Source organism: Burkholderia sp. KCJ3K979 (assembly GCF_016759955.1).
Taxonomy (GTDB): Bacteria; Pseudomonadota; Gammaproteobacteria; order Burkholderiales; family Burkholderiaceae; genus Burkholderia; species Burkholderia orbicola.
In genome coordinates, this window is record NZ_JACFYV010000009.1 from 19,737 (window position 1) to 33,280 (window position 13,544).

15 protein-coding genes are annotated in these 13,544 nt (G+C 64.9%); 9 read left to right on the forward strand and 6 right to left on the reverse strand.

Features of this window, described 5'->3' with window-relative positions:
• Positions 1 to 2: 2 nt before the first annotated feature.
• Complete coding sequence (locus H3O04_RS03860; protein WP_202587174.1) at positions 3 to 1,214, forward strand: ATP-grasp domain-containing protein; 1,212 nt, start codon at positions 3 to 5, stop codon at positions 1,212 to 1,214.
• On the opposite strand, the gene H3O04_RS03865 is transcribed toward H3O04_RS03860, so the two are convergent.
• Entirely contained in the window at positions 1,198 to 2,394 is a 1,197-nt protein-coding gene (locus H3O04_RS03865) for an MFS transporter (protein ID WP_202587175.1), read from the reverse strand. The two genes, H3O04_RS03860 and H3O04_RS03865, sit on opposite strands and share 17 nt — an antisense overlap.
• A 95-nt stretch (positions 2,395 to 2,489) precedes the next feature.
• Between H3O04_RS03865 and H3O04_RS03870 the strand changes: the two genes are divergently transcribed.
• Positions 2,490 to 3,383: a LysR substrate-binding domain-containing protein gene (locus tag H3O04_RS03870; RefSeq protein WP_077217491.1), complete on the forward strand. Its 894-nt coding sequence runs from the start codon at positions 2,490 to 2,492 to the stop codon at positions 3,381 to 3,383.
• 66 nt (positions 3,384 to 3,449) lie between these two features.
• Here the strand turns inward: H3O04_RS03870 and H3O04_RS03875 are convergent, their stop codons facing one another.
• The gene (locus H3O04_RS03875; protein WP_202587176.1) at positions 3,450 to 4,064 is read right to left on the reverse strand and encodes an NIPSNAP family protein; all 615 of its coding nucleotides are present in this window, start codon (positions 4,062 to 4,064) and stop codon (positions 3,450 to 3,452) included.
• A 96-nt stretch (positions 4,065 to 4,160) separates the two neighbouring features.
• On the opposite strand from H3O04_RS03875, the gene H3O04_RS03880 reads away from it, so the two are divergent.
• Positions 4,161 to 5,081 (forward strand): LysR family transcriptional regulator, encoded by a 921-nt coding sequence (locus tag H3O04_RS03880; RefSeq protein ID WP_202587177.1) that lies wholly within the window; start codon positions 4,161 to 4,163, stop codon positions 5,079 to 5,081.
• A 183-nt stretch (positions 5,082 to 5,264) separates the two neighbouring features.
• Here the strand turns inward: H3O04_RS03880 and H3O04_RS03885 are convergent, their stop codons facing one another.
• The 3 genes from H3O04_RS03885 to H3O04_RS03895 all read right to left on the reverse strand — a co-directional run bounded on the left by H3O04_RS03885 (position 5,265) and on the right by H3O04_RS03895 (position 7,377).
• Complete coding sequence (locus H3O04_RS03885; protein WP_011549078.1) at positions 5,265 to 5,489, reverse strand: hypothetical protein; 225 nt, start codon at positions 5,487 to 5,489, stop codon at positions 5,265 to 5,267.
• Positions 5,490 to 5,762: 273 nt separating this feature from the next.
• Entirely contained in the window at positions 5,763 to 5,966 is a 204-nt protein-coding gene (locus H3O04_RS03890) for a cold-shock protein (RefSeq protein ID WP_011549079.1), read from the reverse strand.
• Positions 5,967 to 6,273: 307 nt separating this feature from the next.
• The gene (locus H3O04_RS03895) at positions 6,274 to 7,377 is read right to left on the reverse strand and encodes an alpha/beta fold hydrolase (protein WP_202587200.1); all 1,104 of its coding nucleotides are present in this window, start codon (positions 7,375 to 7,377) and stop codon (positions 6,274 to 6,276) included.
• Between the two features lie 255 nt (positions 7,378 to 7,632).
• Here H3O04_RS03895 and H3O04_RS03900 point away from each other — a divergent pair, with 255 nt between their 5' ends.
• Positions 7,633 to 8,214 (forward strand): TetR/AcrR family transcriptional regulator, encoded by a 582-nt coding sequence (locus H3O04_RS03900; protein ID WP_105798128.1) that lies wholly within the window; start codon positions 7,633 to 7,635, stop codon positions 8,212 to 8,214.
• Positions 8,215 to 8,559: 345 nt separating this feature from the next.
• Here the strand turns inward: H3O04_RS03900 and H3O04_RS03905 are convergent, their stop codons facing one another.
• Entirely contained in the window at positions 8,560 to 9,480 is a 921-nt protein-coding gene (locus tag H3O04_RS03905) for a LysR family transcriptional regulator (protein WP_023475092.1), read from the reverse strand.
• An 81-nt stretch (positions 9,481 to 9,561) separates the two neighbouring features.
• Between H3O04_RS03905 and H3O04_RS03910 the strand changes: the two genes are divergently transcribed.
• Genes H3O04_RS03910 through aroE form a run of 5 tightly spaced genes read left to right on the forward strand, consistent with a single transcriptional unit; the run spans position 9,562 to position 13,415 of the window.
• Positions 9,562 to 10,512, forward strand: a complete 951-nt coding sequence (locus H3O04_RS03910; RefSeq protein ID WP_124478028.1) for a ketopantoate reductase family protein — start codon at positions 9,562 to 9,564, stop codon at positions 10,510 to 10,512.
• On the forward strand, positions 10,509 to 10,901 hold the full coding sequence (locus tag H3O04_RS03915) for a VOC family protein (protein WP_023475094.1): 393 nt from the start codon (positions 10,509 to 10,511) through the stop codon (positions 10,899 to 10,901). The genes H3O04_RS03910 and H3O04_RS03915 overlap by 4 nt, the downstream gene beginning before the upstream one ends.
• A 2-nt stretch (positions 10,902 to 10,903) precedes the next feature.
• Positions 10,904 to 11,362, forward strand: coding sequence for a MaoC family dehydratase (locus H3O04_RS03920; RefSeq protein ID WP_023475095.1), 459 nt, complete (start codon positions 10,904 to 10,906; stop codon positions 11,360 to 11,362).
• Complete coding sequence (locus tag H3O04_RS03925) at positions 11,362 to 12,582, forward strand: CaiB/BaiF CoA transferase family protein (RefSeq protein ID WP_202587178.1); 1,221 nt, start codon at positions 11,362 to 11,364, stop codon at positions 12,580 to 12,582. The genes H3O04_RS03920 and H3O04_RS03925 overlap by 1 nt, the downstream gene beginning before the upstream one ends.
• A complete protein-coding gene (gene aroE, locus H3O04_RS03930) occupies positions 12,582 to 13,415 on the forward strand; it encodes a shikimate dehydrogenase (protein WP_043886748.1) in 834 nt (277 codons plus the stop codon). Before H3O04_RS03925 ends, aroE begins: the two co-directional genes overlap by 1 nt.
• Positions 13,416 to 13,544 lie beyond the last annotated feature (129 nt).

Below are 13,544 nucleotides of genomic sequence, written 5' to 3' on the forward strand. Positions count from 1 at the left end.
TCATGAAGCGACTCATCGTGATCGGCGCACGCGCCACCGGCAGCAGCATCGCGCTGGTGCGCGCCGCCCTCGCACGCCAGGTGGCCGTGACCGTCATCACCGCGCCCGGGCATCGTCTCGACGGCGTGTTTCCCGACGGCGTCGAGACGGTCAACCTCGCGCCAGACGCCGGCCAGCTCGCCGGCTGGCTGCGCGCGCACTTTCCGGACGAGCTCGACACGCTGCGCGTGACGACCGCGCACGATACCTATGCGCGCACCGCGGCATGGGTCGCCGATGCGCTCGGGTTGCCCGGTCCCGATGCGCGGCATGTCGCGTACGCGGTGTCGAAGTCGAACCAGAAAGCGCTGCTCGCCGAGCACGGCATCCCGGCCGCGCAGTTCGTCGCGGGTACGCTGGCCGCGCCGGCGGCGCTCGCGGCGGCGGCTGCCCCGTTGCGCTTCCCGGTCGTCGTCAAGCCGTCGGAAGGTTCCGCGAGCGACGGCGTGCGCCGCTGCGAGGACATCGCCGCCGTGCGCGCGCAGCTCGACACGCTCGCCGCCGCCGCGCAAGCCGACGCACCCGCGCTTGCCACCGAACGCGTCGTCATCGAGGAATTCCTGACGGGCAGCGAATATTGTGTCGAGTATTTCGACGGCCGCTACGTCGGCGCGCTGCGCAAGCTGAAGCGGCATGGTGCCGGTTTTCTCGAGCGCGGGTATACGTCGGAACTCGATCTCGACGCTGACACGCTGCGCGCGCTGATCGACGTCGGCACGCGTGCGACGGCCGCCGCCGGGCTCACGTGGGGGCCCGTGCATCTCGACTGCATCGTGCATGACGGCGTGCCGCACGTGATCGAACTGAATCCGCGCATCGCGGGCAGCTTCATCTGCGACATCGTGCGCGACGGCTACGGCTTCAACGTGGTCGAAGCGTTGCTCGACAAGCTCGACGGAAGGACGGTGACGATCCCCGAGCTGTTCGAGCCGCATGCGTATGCGCGCGCCGAATTCCTGCTCGACAGCGATCCCGGCGCGTGGCGTTTCGCGCGGGGCGGGGAGATCGACGATGGCGCGGTCAGGATCAGCTACGGGCCGCAAGTGCTGCCCGATCGAGAACGGCGCGCATTTCTTTATGTGCGGGTGGCGTTGCCGGCAGCACACGGTGCGGCGAACGGCGCAGGAGCGGCGGCTGAGCGCCGTGAATCGAAGTCGACTACCGAGTCAGCCTGACTTCAGGTGAGCGTGGTTTGCTTGCGCCGGCGGGAGGCGTCCCGCGCCAGAAGAAAAACACGAGCGCGCCTGCGATCGCCTGCGCTACGACGACGAATGCGACGCAGCCCACCCAGCCCCACCGATTCCATGCGGGAACGGGCAGGACCGAGCCGAGACTGCCGCCAAAGTAATAGAAGGACAGGTAGACGCCAATCGCCGTCGATCTTGCACCCGGTGCCGCGCGCGAGATGAACGCATTGGCCGACGCCTGCTCGACGAACACCGCGGTTGAACTGAGCGCGAGACCGGTCAGGATCGCGACGACACTGCCCGACAAGGTCAGCAATGCACCGACCATCGCGAGCCCGGTCGCCGCGAGCGCGAGATCGCGCGGGCCGAGTTTCGCCGCGACGCGGCCCGCGAGCGGCGTGACGACGACCGCGACGAGAAACACCGCATAGATCGCGCCGATCTCGACCGTATTGAAGCCAAATGGCGCGCGGGCCAGCCGCAGTCCGACGAAGGTGAACGTCGCGACCTGCGAGGCGAGCACGCATGCGCCGACCAGAAACGAGGCCAGCAGCGGGCCGCGCGTCAGGAGCGTCCAGCGCGGTGTCGACGCTCCCTCGCCTTCCGGACGCGCGGCGCCGGACGACGGCAGGCACGCGTGGATCGCGAGGCCCGTTGCGAGACACAGGACCGCGATGAAATCGAGCGCGTGACGCCAGCCGAACCCGGACGTCAGCACGTTGGTCACGAAGCGTCCGGCGAAGCCGCCGAGTGTCGTGCCGGCGACGAAGAGTGCGCTGACCTCCGTCGCCGCGTCGTGGCTGAAGATCTCGCCGATGCAGGCGATCGAGATCGCGAAGATGAACGGCATCAGCATGCCCGCCGCAAAGCGGGCGGCGAGGAACGATGAGAAGCTCGCCGCGTGTGCCGACCACACGACGGGAAGCGCACACGCCACGGCAGCCCACGAAATCACCGTTCGGCGATCGAAGCGGGCAGCCAGCGCACCGACGAACGGCGCGATAATGGCAACCGCCAACGTGGTGGCGCTGATGCCCTGGCCTGCTCGTTCCGCGCTCACGTTGAAGGCCGCGGCGAGTTCGTGCAGGATGCCCTGCGTCGAATAGAGATTGAGAAAAGCCGCGAAGCCGCACAGGAAAAATGCGAATCGGATGGTTCTGTTGCCCACTGGTGACGCCCTCTCTGATGTGGGTGACAGTCTGACGAGTGGACGACACGCGTGCCAATACTGATTTCGTGGCCATTGATACCGAAACGACAAGAATGCTCGACCTACGCCGCCTCCGCTATTTCGTGACCGTCGCCGAAGAATTGCACTTCGGACGCGCGGCGTTGCGTTTGCGTATCGCCCAGCCGCCGTTGACGCGCCATATCGCCGCGCTGGAAGCCGACCTCGGTATCCGGCTGTTCGAACGATCGACACGTGCGGTGCAGCTCACGCCGGCAGGCGCGCTGTTCCTCGAACACGCGAGGAGCGTCATTCATGCAGTCGACGAGGCGGAGGCAACGGCGCGCAAGATGGCGCAAGGTGTGGTCGGTCGCGTCGTGATCGGCTATGCGAGTTCCATTCCGATGTCCGACGCGTTTTCGGACATCATCCGCAATGCGAGCCGCAGCATGCCGGAAGTCGAGCTGGCGTTTCGGGAAGTATCGACCGCCACTCAGCGCCAGCAGATCGCCGACGGCACGATGGACGTCGGATTCGGCTGGTCAGCGGCGAAGGCACCCGGGGAGCGCATCCGGTCCCTCGTCGTGTCGCGGGAGTCGCTCGTCGCCGCGGTTCCCGCCCGGAGCAAATACGCGGACAAGGCGACGATCGAGTTCCGTGAACTGGTCAAGGAGAACTTCGTCACGTTTCCCGCGGGTTACGGTTCCGCGCTGAACGCCGCGCTCGAGGATCTGTGCGCGCAAGAGGGCGTTACGCCGCGGACAGGGCCGACCGCATCGCAGATCACGACGCTGGTGTCGCTGGTGGCCGCGGAACGCGGCGTCGCCATCGTGCCCGGCTTCACGTCGACGTTGCAACGCTCGGGCGTCGCTTACGTGCCGCTGGCGAGGCCGCACGTTCTCGAATTGGTCGTTACGTGGTCCGAACCGTTCTCGTCGAGCTGCGTCGAGCAGTTCATCGAGTTTGCCAGGTCGATCACGCGCGGCTAGGTCCTGTTGACACAAGCCCCGATCACCCGAGCGGAAAATACGTGACATCCGGCGCGAACGGCGCATTCAACGCAATGGCGACCACGTCTCCGGCAAGCCAATCGTCGACGTCGCCCTTTCGATCTGTTCCGGCCCGCCTGCCGGCGGCCACAGACCCTCGGCGTAGTGCCGCTTTCTCAACGCCATGCGTTCTTCCAGACTTGAGAATCCCCAGATGTGCGTGATGCGCGGCGGTCCATCGAGCGCGTACATGTTGCAGACGAGATGCGACGTATAGGCCTTGGCCGGGCCCACCGCACGTTCCCACGCGGCCATGGTCGGCGCAATACCGCCGGCTTTCAGCCAGTAACGACGAATCTCGTAAAAGCCGCCGAATGCACCCGGTTCGATGTCGGGTAGAAAAGGAAAAAGTGCATGGCTTTCCATGGCCAATCGAACGGACGCGCTTTCAATGCCGAAAGGTCGCGCGGCGCGCAATGCCCGATCGCGTTCATGCTGCAATTCATCCATCGTCTCGAAGCCACGCAGCACGACAATCCGCGATAGCTCACCGATTTCCGTGCGCCATGCGCCAAGCAGCCGCCCTTGCGCGCCGGCATCCGATACCCAGCGATGCGCATGGCGGGACACCCTGTCCTGGTCCAGAAGCGGACACGACAACGTCGTGAGTTCATACGGCATATCTGCTCTCCTTTCGCTCGTCTATCGCACTGTATTTCCAAACCGGTGGCCGATAAACGCGCATCATCTTGAAACAGAATCCAGTACGATTGCGCAATGGACCTCCTCAAGGCGATGGCCGTATTCGTCCGTATCGTGGAAACGGGTAGCCTGACGGCGGCCGCGCAGGCGGCCGATCTGTCGCCGACCATGGTCGGCAACTACCTTCAGGCGCTGGAAAGCCGGCTGGGCGCGGTGCTCGTTCACCGCACGACCCGCAAGCAGAAAGTCAGCGCGTTCGGCCACGCTTACTACGAGCGATGCGTCGAAATCCTCGGTCTGGTCGACGACACGGAACAGCTTGCGCTCGCTCACCTCAAGCAGCCACGAGGGCGTTTGCGCGTGACCGCGCCTGTCGTGTTTACGAACGAGTGCCTGATTCCCGCGCTCGCGGACTATTACCGGCGCTACCCCGAGATCAGGCTCGATATCGTCGCAACCGATTCGCTCGCCGATCTGTTCGACGAAGGCTTCGAGGCGGCCATTCGCATCGGCACGCTCGCCAACCCGGATGTGGTGGCGCGTCCGCTGGCGCCATACCGGCTGGTGCTGTGTGCATCGCCCGCTTACGTTCACGAACATGGCGCACCGGCTACGCCGCACGCGCTAGGCGAGCATCATTGCCTGACCTATGCGTATCCGCCCCGAGCGGAATGGCACGCGGCGCAAACCCAATGGACGCTGGAAGGCCCGGATGGGCCGATGAGCCTGTCCGTGGACGGCAGACTGAAAATTGACAATGCGGACGCGTTGCGCCGGGCGGCGTTGAGAGGGCTGGGTATCGCGATGCTTCCTTCCATCTTGATACGCGACGACATTCGCGAGAAGCGCCTCATCGAGATCATGCCGGGCTTCGCCGGCCCTGAACGGACGATGAACCTGCTTTATCTTCAAGAGAGGCGGCAATCACCGAAGCTTCGCAGCTTTACTGAATTCGTGGTCGACCGGTTCGGCGCCGAAACGGCCTGTCGGACGTGAGGCGACTGCCGCCGGTCGCGAAAGGCGTCGTATTTCATCGACACCTCGCGATTTCGACCCGATGCGCGTTTCCGCCTTCACCCACCGTGGTCGTTCGTCTGCACCGGCCTGCGACGGAATGGCGCCGAAGCGACGGTGCTCGAATCGGATCGCGCCGCCTCCGCCGCCTGCAGGGCGTGGCCGTTAGCCGCGCGAATCGACCCAGTTGCGTGCCCAGCGTGCCGAATGCGCGAGCGCCTGTGCCTCGCTCGTGAAGTAATCGAGCGAATAGAACTGATAGCGGCCTTCGTCGTGCGTGCTATCGGCGCGTTCGAGCAGGAGGTTGGATGAAAAACTACCGTCGGGCAAGCGATGCGCCGAGGGTTGGACGGCATAGCCGTTGTATTGTTGAATTCGTTTGTTGTGCATTTTAATTTTAATGATGTTCGAGTGCGCGCGTGCCGTGCGAAATGCGCACGGATACACCGATTCAAAGCCATTGCGGACTGAATCTGACGCAGTCGGAAAGCGAAAATAGGCGTTGCGGCCGGAGGGGAATGAAGTGCAACGAGACGTGTGACGCTCGGCAAGCTGAATCACTCGATACAGCTCAAGGCGATCGCGCCAACTTGGGGAGGCGAAGCTCCGTTGGGATGTCGCTGCGACCCGGCGTCCGTCGTGGGAGGCCGGGCCCTTCAAACTTTACAGCGGCTTGATGTTCGCCGCTTGCAGACCCTTCGGGCCTTGCTTCGTTTCGAAGCTCACTTTTTGATTTTCAGCCAGCGTCTTGAAGCCGTCGGCACGAATTTCGGAGAAGTGAGCGAACAGGTCGTCACCGCCCTTGTCCGGAGTAATGAAGCCAAAGCCTTTGCTGTCGTTGAACCACTTGACGATACCGGTATCCATGAAGATTCCTTGAGAAAAAAATACGAAGAGTTGCTCTGATGAAGAGCGCGTGAAGCGTCAAGGAGGGAGAGGACAACGAATACCGCTGAGGAGGAGCAGCAATTGATGAACAGCAATCGGACTTCTTGGACTTCGGTGCATACACTAACGGCAGGCGATGGCCGCGTCAACGACTATCTTGTAACTGTGTGACATCCAGCTCGACGCGCCGACATCGAGACGCCCTTCCGCATCGCAGACGTGAGTCCCCGACCGCGGGCAGCGAAGCCGGAGGCTGTCGTCACGACTGGACCCACACCGCCCCGCTTCACGCCTTCGCGAAGGCGAGCAGCAGCTCGCCGAGTTTGCCCGGTTGCTCCTGCTGGATCCAGTGACCTGCGCCGTCGATCAGCTCGATGCCGCGCATGCTCGTCGTCGCCTTCGTTCTCATCAGATCGAGCGCGCCCGGCGCCGAATAGGTGCCCCAATCGCGCTTGCCGCCAATGAAGAGCGACGGGACGTCGATCATCTTGCCCGAAAACAGACGCAACTCAGCATTCAGGTCGGGATCGGACAAGACACGATAAGCCTGAAGCGCGCCTTGAAACCCGGTCCGACCATACTCCGCCGTGTACACGCCCAATTCCGCGTCGGTAAGCCATTTGCAGGCAAGGATTTCGGCGGCGGACGGCTGGAATGGCGCGACGGTCTCGGGCATCGTCTTGCCGAGATCCATCACGTAGTACGTGGGCATTTGCGCCAGTTCAGAGGCCGTGAGCGCCTTCAGCGGATGCGGCTTGTTGCCCGGCCAGTCGGCGCTCTTCACGTGGAAAAATGCACGCAGAAACGCTGATAGACCTTGGGGCGGGTGCCACATGTCCCGGTTGGCGTTCCGTGTGCACAGGTATTGCTGGTAATACGCTCTCGGCGGATCGAGCGCGGCAAGCGCCGCCGCCAACTTTCGACCTTCGCTGTTCGGTTGAGCCGACGATGGCTCGCTTTGCGCCGTGTCGAACGGAAGCGCCGGCGGACCAGGGAACGGCGCACTCATCAGCACCACTGATGGAAAGACGTCCGGCCGCGCCAGCGCGCAATACGCCGCCACGGGCGAGCCGAGGTCGTGCCCGACCAGCATCGACGTATGCCGATACCCCAACGCCAATACCAGTCCGAGGGCGTCGCGCGTCATATTCAGGAGGCTGAAGGGTCCGAGCGGAGCGTCATAGTCGTTCGCCCAACCGGTCGTGCGTCCATAACCGCGCTGGTCGGGCGCCACGACGTGGTATCCCGCGTCGGCCAGGATGGGCATGAGATGCCGCCAGCCGTAGGCCAGATCCGGAAAACCGTGCAAAAGCAACGCGAGCGGCCGGCCGGCGCTTTCATGACCGGCTTCGAGAATGTGAACATCGAGGCCGTTCACCCCATGGATCATGCGCGAGCGCACTCCTTTCGGAAGCGTTCCTGCACCGTATGTCGGCGTGGCCAAATCACTCTCTCCTGTCGGGGTTGCGCGGGCAGGACGAAGCAAGGCAGCAACCAGACCGGCCGCGCCTATCGCCAGAACCGTTCGTCGCGGCGCCGATGGCTTGCTCTTGTCGACGGGCATCGTCGAACTCCGAAATATGGTGATCGCCATAGTATGGCGATCGCCATAGACCGGTCAAGCGGAACGTGATAATTTCCCGGCATGACACGCAAGACTGACGCTCGCGCTCGCGCGATTGCCACGGCCGAACGGCTGTTTCGCATCCAGGGCTACACGGCGACCGGACTGACCCAGATCCTCGAGGAAAGCGGCGCGCCCAAAGGGTCGTTCTACTTTCACTTTCCTCGCGGCAAGGCCCAACTCGCCGAGGAAGCAATCGACAACTACGTCACCCATCGAATTGCGGTCTTGCAGAACATCTCGGCTGATACGACCGGTCATGCGCTGAATTTTGTTCGCCAGATCTTCAGCACGTTTGCGGCCGAAATGGTCGCTACCGATTTTCAGTACGGGTGTCTCATGCAAAACCTGGCAAACGAACTGCCCGCGCTCGACGCCGAGCTGACCCAGCGGGTGGCGCGAGGGTTTGCCGATTCGACCGAGGTGATTGCGGCGCATTTCAGGGGGTGCGGGTTCGCTTCCGCGCGCGCATCCTCGGCCGCGACCGCATTAGTCGCCGCGCTCGAAGGCGCCCGCACGGTCGCGCGCCTGGAACGCTCGCCGGCCGTGTTCGACGCGCTGGCAGATGTCAGCAGCCAGGGATGGGGCGTTTCCGAGGGGTGATCCGGCCCAATGTTCTCGTCATGCGTCGTGCCTTGCGCACATCACGGGGAAATTGCCCATTGCCGTGATGCCGCACCGGTTCGGTATCCGCGAACGCACGACGTGCCGCGAATTCTCTCGACTACGTTTGCTCGAACTGCGCAGCGGTAGCCGGGCAACGTGAACGCGTGGAAACCGGCAAGCAGCCGCACGAGTACCCCGAGTTCCGAAGCATGGCCAGATCGATCAAGCATGACCTCGCCGCGCAGATCGTCTATCGATGATCGACTTGCGGGCATAGCCGACGCGGAAACGCACGAAAACCACGAAACCTCCGGCCGCCATCGCAAACACCCAAACCGCAGGTCAATGCGAAGCACCGAACAGTCGAATCACGACGCCGCGCAACCACCGGTTGCCGGCCTCGTGGTGATAGCGCGCATGCCAATGCTGCCGCACCGCAAAGCCTTCGACCGGGATCGGACATGCGTGAACCGCCAGATCGCCGGCCTGAGCCAGCGTCTCGCCGATATGACGGGGTAGCGTCGTGATCAGGTCGGTCGTCTGAACGATCGCCCCCAGCCCCAGAAAGCCCGGCAATTCCAGCACCACGTCTCGCTCGATGCGCGCCTGCCGCAGCGCCTGTTCGAGGAGTTGCGCCCCCGTTCCCGCCGTAATGGCGACGTGCCCTTCCGAACGATACTGCCTGGCCCCGAGCCGACCGCGAATCCTCGGGTGATGCCGATTCACCAGACAAATCCAGTCCTGGTCATACAGCTTCTGCTGATAAATGCCGCCGCCCAGCCACGGCACGTAGCCGATCGCGAGATCGGCTTCGCCGGATTCGAGCGCCCGCTCCGTATTGCCGTCGATCCGTGCGGCTTCCAGCCGGACGCCCGGCGCCTGCGCCCGGACATGGGCCAGCAGCCGCGGCAGCAGCGTGACGTGACTCGCGTCGGTCATGCAGATGCGAAAGCGTCGCTGGGCGGTCGCGGGATCGAACGCGATCTCCCACGCAGTGAAGCGCCGCAGCGATTCGAGAATTTCCCGGCATGGCCCGATCAGCGCGTCGGCTTGCGGTGTCGGCGCCATGCCGCCGGGCGTGCGGATGAACAGCGGATCGTGCAGGTGTTCCCGCAAATGCCCGAGCCAGATGCTGACGGTCGGCTGGCTCTGGCCGAGCTGCTCGGCGACGCGCGTGACGCTGCGCACGTCGTACAGGAGATCGAATAGCTGAAGCAGCTTCAGGTCCGGCAGATCGGCGGGCATCGTCGCATTATTGTCCAGGGCAATGACGCCATTGTACTCATTGCATTGTCGGCATGAGCGGCGGCTCCTATCGTGAGGCCATACGTCAAGGAGACACCATTGAAAATCGCGATTCTGGGAGCCGGCGCACTGGGTTGTGCGATCGGCGCCACCCTCACCGAAGGCGGTCACGAGACCTGGTTGATCGACCGCTCGCCCGCACACGTCGATGCGATGCGTCGCGACGGCCTGCGGGTCGACGACGCCCGCGGCACCCGGCAGGTACGCGTGCACGCGACGACGCAGGCGGCCGAAGTCGGCACGGCCGACGTGGTCGTGGTGCTGGTCAAGTCGTTCCACACCGACGCCGCGATCCGCGGCGCCCTGTCGCTGGTCGGGCCTGATACCGTCGTGCTGTCGCTGCAGAACGGCCTCGGCCACGAGGACATCCTGAGCGACGCCGTCGGCCGCGAGCGCGTCCTCGCGGGCAAGACCTACGTCGGCGGCGTGCTGCGCGGGCCGGGTCATATCGAATCCGGCGTGATCGGCAAGAGCACCTACATCGGCGAGCTCGACGGCCGCATCACGCCGCGCGTGCAGGCAATCGCCGCCGCGTTCGATACCGCCGGCCTCGCGACGACGATCAGCGACAACATCGTCGGTACGATGTGGGACAAGCTGCTGGTGAATGTCGCGACGGGCGCGCTGACCGGCCTCACTGGCCTCACCTACGGACAGCTCTACGACGAGCCGCTGCTGAAGGCGACGTCGCTCGCGGCGGTCGCCGAAGCAATCGCGGCGGCGCAGGCAGCCGGCGTCAAGCTGTCGATGACCGATCCCGAACAGGCCTGGACGCTCGCCGCCGAGGGGCTGCCCGCCGCCTTCAAGACCTCGATGCTGCAAAGCCTGGAGAAAGGCTCGATCACCGAGATCGACTTCATCAACGGTTCGGTCGTGCGTGCCGGGCAGCGCCATGGCGTGCCGACCCCGGTCAATGCCACGCTCGTCGCCTGCATCAAGGGGCTGGAGCGCGCGATGGCCGATCGCCAACGTGAGGAGGCCACGGCATGAGCGCCACGAAAGCCTATCTCGAACACGTCGCGATCTGGGTGAAGGACATCCACTGGCACATCCGTTTCTTCGAGGACGTGCTCGGCATGACGCTGCGCGAAGTGGACGGCCCGCTCGACGCACCGCGACAGTACTGGACGCTCGGCGGCATGCAGTTCATCCACGCGCCGGAACATGACGGCCCGGAAGGCCGGCTCGCCCATCTCGGCGTGATGTGCGAGGACCTGGAGGCCGCGCTGGCCGCCGCGCGGCGATTCGACGTGACGGAGATGCCGCAGGGGCGCAACTGGATTCGCCTGCCCGACGGGCTTGCCGTCGAACTGATTCAGGCCAGGCCGGCTTCGTGCGTCGCGCAGGCGCTGGCGATCAACCCGCGCGCGGAGGCATGACCATGACGATCGTCGAGAAATACTGGGACGATGCCCGCGAGGGCGACACGTGCACGAGCCCGACCTACCTCGTGACCAAGGAACGCATTCTCGCGTATGCCGACCTCACCGGCGACCATACGCCCGTTCACGTGGACGAGGAATACGCGAACGCCAGCCATTTCGGCTGCCTCGTCGCGCACGGGCTGTTCGGCCTGTCCGTTGCCGACGGCCTGAAGACCCAGAGCGACTATCGCTTCCTGCCGGGCATGTCGCTCGGCTGGACCTGGGATTTCCTGCTGCCGATCAAGGTCGGCGACGTGCTGCACGTGACGTTCCGCGTCGGTTCGATGCGGGCCAGCAAGAGCCGCCCGGACTGGGGCATCGTCGTGCTGCCGTCGGAGCTGATCAATCAGGACGGGCAGGTCGTTCAACGCGGCGAACATCGCCTGATGGTGCCGCGCCGTCCGGAGGCACTGTGATGCAGGCACGTCCCCTCGAAGGCATTCGCGTCGTCGACTACAGCCATTTCCTCGCCGGCCCGTATGTCGGGCGCTGTCTCGCGGCGCTCGGTGCCGAAGTGATCAAGGTCGAGCGCCCGGGCGCCGGCGACGCCGGACGCCAGCACGCGACCGTGCTCGACGACCAGCAAAGCGGCTACTTCCTGCAGCTCAACATGGGCAAGCGTGGCGTGAGCGTCAACATGAAGGACGCGCGCGGCAAGGCGTTCATGCAGCGGCTGTGCGACTCCGCCGACGTCTTCATCGAGAACTATCGGCCGGGCGCGCTGGACAAGCTCGGGCTCGGCTATGAAGAACTGTCGGCGCGCAATCCGGGCCTCGTCTACTGCTCGATTTCCGCGTACGGTCACACCGGTCCCGATGCGCATCGCGCGGGTTTCGGGCTGATCGCCGAAGCGAAGAGCGGGATCATGCAGATGGTCGGCACGCCCGGCGAGCGTCCGCCGCTGCTGCGCGTTTCGCTCGGCGACATGTACACCGGCATTCATGCGGTTGCGGCGATCAACGCCGCGCTGCTGGGGCGCGTGAAGAGCGGTCGCGGGCAACACGTCGACATGGCGCTGTACGACACGCTGGTGTCGATGCACGAATATGCGGTGCAGTGCTACACGCTGAAGGGCGTGCTGCCCGAGCAGACCGGTCACGACATGCCGACCTCGACACTCTATGGCGTGTTCCGTGCCGCCGACGGCGATCTCGTGATCGCCGCGCAAGTCGACGACGCATGGAAGCGCTTTGCACAACTGATCGAAGCACACGGCGGCCCGGCTGGCTTCGGCGCGGACACCCGGTTTCACGACAGCACCGGGCGCAATGCGCATCGCGCGGAGATCCTGTCGGTGGTCGAGCCGTGGGTGGCGGCGCGTTCCGTCGCGTCGGTACTGGACCTGCTGGACGGCATCGACGTTCCGTGCGCGAAGGTGCAGCGCATCGACGAGGTGTTGAACGATCCGCAGATCCAGGCCAGAGGCATGGTCGTCGAGCAGCAGCATCCGCGCTACGGGACGCTGCGCCTGCCCAACCTGCCGTTCCGGTTTTCCGATTGCGATACGACGATTCGCGAGGTCGCGCCCGATCTCGGCCAGCACAACGCGGAAGTCGCGCGGTCCCTCGGGTTCGATGCGGCCGAAATCGACGCGATGCAGGCCGACGGCGTCCTCTATTCAAAAGTGAGCCAATGATGACCGACCAATACGCGGTGATCGGCAATCCGATCGGACACACCAAATCCCCGCTGATTCACGGCCTTTTCGCGCAAGAGACGCAGCAGGACCTCCGCTATACGGCGATCGAGGGCCCGCTCGAGCCGGCAGGCGCTTTTGCTGCCGCGGTGCGGGCGTTTTTCGACGGCGGCGGCAAGGGCATCAACGTCACCGCGCCGTTCAAGCTCGACGCATTCGCGATGTCGGACGAACGCAGTGAGCGGGCGCAGCTCGCGGGCGCGGCCAACGCGCTCAAGTTCGACGGCGGCCGCATCCTGGCGGACAACTTCGACGGCATCGGACTGGTTCGCGATATCGAGGCGAACCTCAATCTGCCGATGGCCGGCAAGCGTGTGCTGGTGCTCGGTGCGGGCGGCGCGGCACGCGGTGCGCTGTTGCCGTTCCTCGAAGCCGGCCCGGCGGAACTCGTGATCGCGAATCGCGACGTCGACAAGGCGCGCGCGCTGGCCGCGCAGGTCGCCGGACGCGGCCCGCTCGTTGCCGGCAGCTACGCGGACCTCGCGCGGATGGGACGTTTCGATCTGGTGGTCAACGCGACGTCGGCCAGTTTGACCGGCGATCTGCCGCCTGTCCCGCCGAGCGTGTTCAGTCCGACGGGCACCGCCTACGAACTCGCCTATGGCAAGCGGCTCACGCCGTTTCTCCGGCTCGCTAAAAACGCCGGCGTGCACGGGATCGCGGATGGTGTCGGCATGCTGGTCGAGCAGGCGGCCGAGGCGTTCGCATGGTGGCGCGGCGTGCGGCCCGCGACCAGCGCGGTGATCGACCGGCTGGCCGTGCCGTTCGACTGAACACGCGATGGGGATCGGCATGCAGGCGATCCCGATGCGCCAAGGCATCGATCGCGACAGTGTCGGCGGGCGCGATCCGGTAGACTCGGCGGGCGCGTCCATACGAACGAGCTGCGCCGAGCAATCTCG

Bases quoted from the DNA above. Each gene is read 5' to 3' on its own strand.
- H3O04_RS03860 (WP_202587174.1), top strand. From the start codon at position 3: ATGAAGCGACTCATCGTGATCGGCGCACGCGCCACCGGCAGCAGCATC.
- H3O04_RS03870 (WP_077217491.1), top strand. From the start codon at position 2,490: ATGCTCGACCTACGCCGCCTCCGCTATTTCGTGACCGTCGCCGAAGAA.
- H3O04_RS03875 (WP_202587176.1), bottom strand. From the start codon at position 4,064: ATGCCGTATGAACTCACGACGTTGTCGTGTCCGCTTCTGGACCAGGAC.
- H3O04_RS03880 (WP_202587177.1), top strand. From the start codon at position 4,161: ATGGACCTCCTCAAGGCGATGGCCGTATTCGTCCGTATCGTGGAAACG.
- H3O04_RS03885 (WP_011549078.1), bottom strand. From the start codon at position 5,489: ATGCACAACAAACGAATTCAACAATACAACGGCTATGCCGTCCAACCC.
- H3O04_RS03890 (WP_011549079.1), bottom strand. From the start codon at position 5,966: ATGGATACCGGTATCGTCAAGTGGTTCAACGACAGCAAAGGCTTTGGC.
- H3O04_RS03895 (WP_202587200.1), bottom strand. From the start codon at position 7,377: ATGATCCATGGGGTGAACGGCCTCGATGTTCACATTCTCGAAGCCGGT.
- H3O04_RS03900 (WP_105798128.1), top strand. From the start codon at position 7,633: ATGACACGCAAGACTGACGCTCGCGCTCGCGCGATTGCCACGGCCGAA.
- H3O04_RS03915 (WP_023475094.1), top strand. From the start codon at position 10,509: ATGAGCGCCACGAAAGCCTATCTCGAACACGTCGCGATCTGGGTGAAG.
- H3O04_RS03920 (WP_023475095.1), top strand. From the start codon at position 10,904: ATGACGATCGTCGAGAAATACTGGGACGATGCCCGCGAGGGCGACACG.
- H3O04_RS03925 (WP_202587178.1), top strand. From the start codon at position 11,362: ATGCAGGCACGTCCCCTCGAAGGCATTCGCGTCGTCGACTACAGCCAT.
- aroE (WP_043886748.1), top strand. From the start codon at position 12,582: ATGACCGACCAATACGCGGTGATCGGCAATCCGATCGGACACACCAAA.